2 rRNA genes are annotated in these 3,342 nt (G+C 50.9%); both read left to right on the top strand.

The annotated features are described in order from the left end of the window. Window positions 1-166 precede the first annotated feature (166 nt). Window positions 167-3,058 (top strand): 23S ribosomal RNA (locus AOA59_RS00580). A 157-nt stretch (window positions 3,059-3,215) separates the two neighbouring features. Continuing rightward, window positions 3,216-3,331, top strand: a 5S ribosomal RNA gene (gene rrf, locus AOA59_RS00575). Window positions 3,332-3,342 lie beyond the last annotated feature (11 nt).

The raw sequence follows: 3,342 nt of genomic DNA, 5'->3' as shown, positions 1-3,342 counted from the left end.
GATCGTTCTTTAAAAATTTGGGTATGTGATAGAAAGATAGACTGAACGTTACTTTCACTGGTAACGGATCAGGCTAAGGTAAAATTTGTGAGTTCTCTTAATCGAGAAATTCGAATTTTCGGCGAATGTTGTCTTCACAGTATAACCAGATTGCTTGGGGTTATATGGTCAAGTGAAGAAGCGCATACGGTGGATGCCTTGGCAGTCAGAGGCGATGAAAGACGTGGTAGCCTGCGAAAAGCTTCGGGGAGTCGGCAAACAGACTTTGATCCGGAGATGTCTGAATGGGGGAACCCAGCCATCATAAGATGGTTATCTTACGCTGAATACATAGGCGTAAGAGGCGAACCAGGGGAACTGAAACATCTAAGTACCCTGAGGAAAAGAAATCAACCGAGATTCCCTTAGTAGTGGCGAGCGAACGGGGACTAGCCCTTAAGTGGCTTTGAGATTAGCGGAACGCTCTGGAAAGTGCGGCCATAGTGGGTGATAGCCCTGTACGCGAAAATCTCTTAGTCATGAAATCGAGTAGGACGGAGCACGAGAAACTTTGTCTGAATATGGGGGGACCATCCTCCAAGGCTAAATACTACTGACTGACCGATAGTGAACTAGTACCGTGAGGGAAAGGCGAAAAGAACCCCGGAGAGGGGAGTGAAATAGATCCTGAAACCGTATGCGTACAAGCAGTGGGAGCCCACTTTGTTGGGTGACTGCGTACCTTTTGTATAATGGGTCAGCGACTTATTTTCAGTGGCGAGCTTAACCGAATAGGGGAGGCGTAGCGAAAGCGAGTCTTAATAGGGCGTCTAGTCGCTGGGAATAGACCCGAAACCGGGCGATCTATCCATGGGCAGGTTGAAGGTTGGGTAACACTAACTGGAGGACCGAACCGACTACCGTTGAAAAGTTAGCGGATGACCTGTGGATCGGAGTGAAAGGCTAATCAAGCTCGGAGATAGCTGGTTCTCCTCGAAAGCTATTTAGGTAGCGCCTCATGTATCACTGTAGGGGGTAGAGCACTGTTTCGGCTAGGGGGTCATCCCGACTTACCAAACCGATGCAAACTCCGAATACCTACAAGTGCCGAGCATGGGAGACACACGGCGGGTGCTAACGTCCGTCGTGAAAAGGGAAACAACCCAGACCGTCAGCTAAGGTCCCAAAGTTATGGTTAAGTGGGAAACGATGTGGGAAGGCTTAGACAGCTAGGAGGTTGGCTTAGAAGCAGCCACCCTTTAAAGAAAGCGTAATAGCTCACTAGTCGAGTCGGCCTGCGCGGAAGATGTAACGGGGCTCAAACCATACACCGAAGCTACGGGTATCACGTAAGTGATGCGGTAGAGGAGCGTTCTGTAAGCCTGTGAAGGTGAGTTGAGAAGCTTGCTGGAGGTATCAGAAGTGCGAATGCTGACATGAGTAACGACAATGGGTGTGAAAAACACCCACGCCGAAAGACCAAGGTTTCCTGCGCAACGTTAATCGACGCAGGGTTAGTCGGTCCCTAAGGCGAGGCTGAAAAGCGTAGTCGATGGAAAACAGGTTAATATTCCTGTACTTCTGGTTATTGCGATGGAGGGACGGAGAAGGCTAGGCCAGCTTGGCGTTGGTTGTCCAAGTTTAAGGTGGTAGGCTGGAATCTTAGGTAAATCCGGGATTCTAAGGCCGAGAGCTGATGACGAGTTAACTTTTAGTTAACGAAGTGGTTGATGCCATGCTTCCAAGAAAAGCTTCTAAGCTTCAGGTAACCAGGAACCGTACCCCAAACCGACACAGGTGGTTGGGTAGAGAATACCAAGGCGCTTGAGAGAACTCGGGTGAAGGAACTAGGCAAAATGGCACCGTAACTTCGGGAGAAGGTGCGCCGGTGAGGGTGAAGGACTTGCTCCGTAAGCTCATGCCGGTCGAAGATACCAGGCCGCTGCGACTGTTTATTAAAAACACAGCACTCTGCAAACACGAAAGTGGACGTATAGGGTGTGACGCCTGCCCGGTGCCGGAAGGTTAATTGATGGGGTTAGCTAACGCGAAGCTCTTGATCGAAGCCCCGGTAAACGGCGGCCGTAACTATAACGGTCCTAAGGTAGCGAAATTCCTTGTCGGGTAAGTTCCGACCTGCACGAATGGCGTAACGATGGCGGCGCTGTCTCCACCCGAGACTCAGTGAAATTGAAATCGCTGTGAAGATGCAGTGTATCCGCGGCTAGACGGAAAGACCCCGTGAACCTTTACTATAGCTTTGCACTGGACTTTGAATTTGCTTGTGTAGGATAGGTGGGAGGCTTTGAAGCGTGGACGCCAGTCTGCGTGGAGCCAACCTTGAAATACCACCCTGGCAACTTTGAGGTTCTAACTCAGGTCCGTTATCCGGATCGAGGACAGTGTATGGTGGGTAGTTTGACTGGGGCGGTCTCCTCCTAAAGAGTAACGGAGGAGTACGAAGGTGCGCTCAGACCGGTCGGAAATCGGTCGTAGAGTATAAAGGCAAAAGCGCGCTTGACTGCGAGACAGACACGTCGAGCAGGTACGAAAGTAGGTCTTAGTGATCCGGTGGTTCTGTATGGAAGGGCCATCGCTCAACGGATAAAAGGTACTCCGGGGATAACAGGCTGATACCGCCCAAGAGTTCATATCGACGGCGGTGTTTGGCACCTCGATGTCGGCTCATCACATCCTGGGGCTGAAGCCGGTCCCAAGGGTATGGCTGTTCGCCATTTAAAGTGGTACGCGAGCTGGGTTTAGAACGTCGTGAGACAGTTCGGTCCCTATCTGCCGTGGACGTTTGAGATTTGAGAGGGGCTGCTCCTAGTACGAGAGGACCGGAGTGGACGAACCTCTGGTGTTCCGGTTGTCACGCCAGTGGCATTGCCGGGTAGCTATGTTCGGAATAGATAACCGCTGAAAGCATCTAAGCGGGAAACTAGCCTCAAGATGAGATCTCACTGGGACCTTGAGTCCCCTGAAGGGCCGTCGAAGACTACGACGTTGATAGGTTGGGTGTGTAAGCGCTGTGAGGCGTTGAGCTAACCAATACTAATTGCCCGTGAGGCTTGACCATATAACACCCAAGCAATTTGACTACTCGAAAGAGCATCAGATTGCGGTGTGTGAAGACGAGATGAACCGAAAGTTCGACGCTCACAAAACACCGAAAGCTGTCACATACCCAATTTGCTGAAGCGAAGCCATCTGGCTACGACTCAGTACCCGAATTTCTTGACGACCATAGAGCATTGGAACCACCTGATCCCATCCCGAACTCAGTAGTGAAACGATGCATCGCCGATGGTAGTGTGGGGTTTCCCCATGTGAGAGTAGGTCATCGTCAAGATTAAATTCCGA

The sequence above is a fragment of the Pseudomonas sp. 2822-15 genome, assembly GCF_002742515.1.
GTDB lineage: Bacteria > Pseudomonadota > Gammaproteobacteria > Pseudomonadales > Pseudomonadaceae > Aquipseudomonas > Aquipseudomonas salomonii.
The sequence above is the reverse complement of the archived record's forward strand: the minus strand, read 5'-3'. Positions and strand labels throughout refer to the sequence as shown.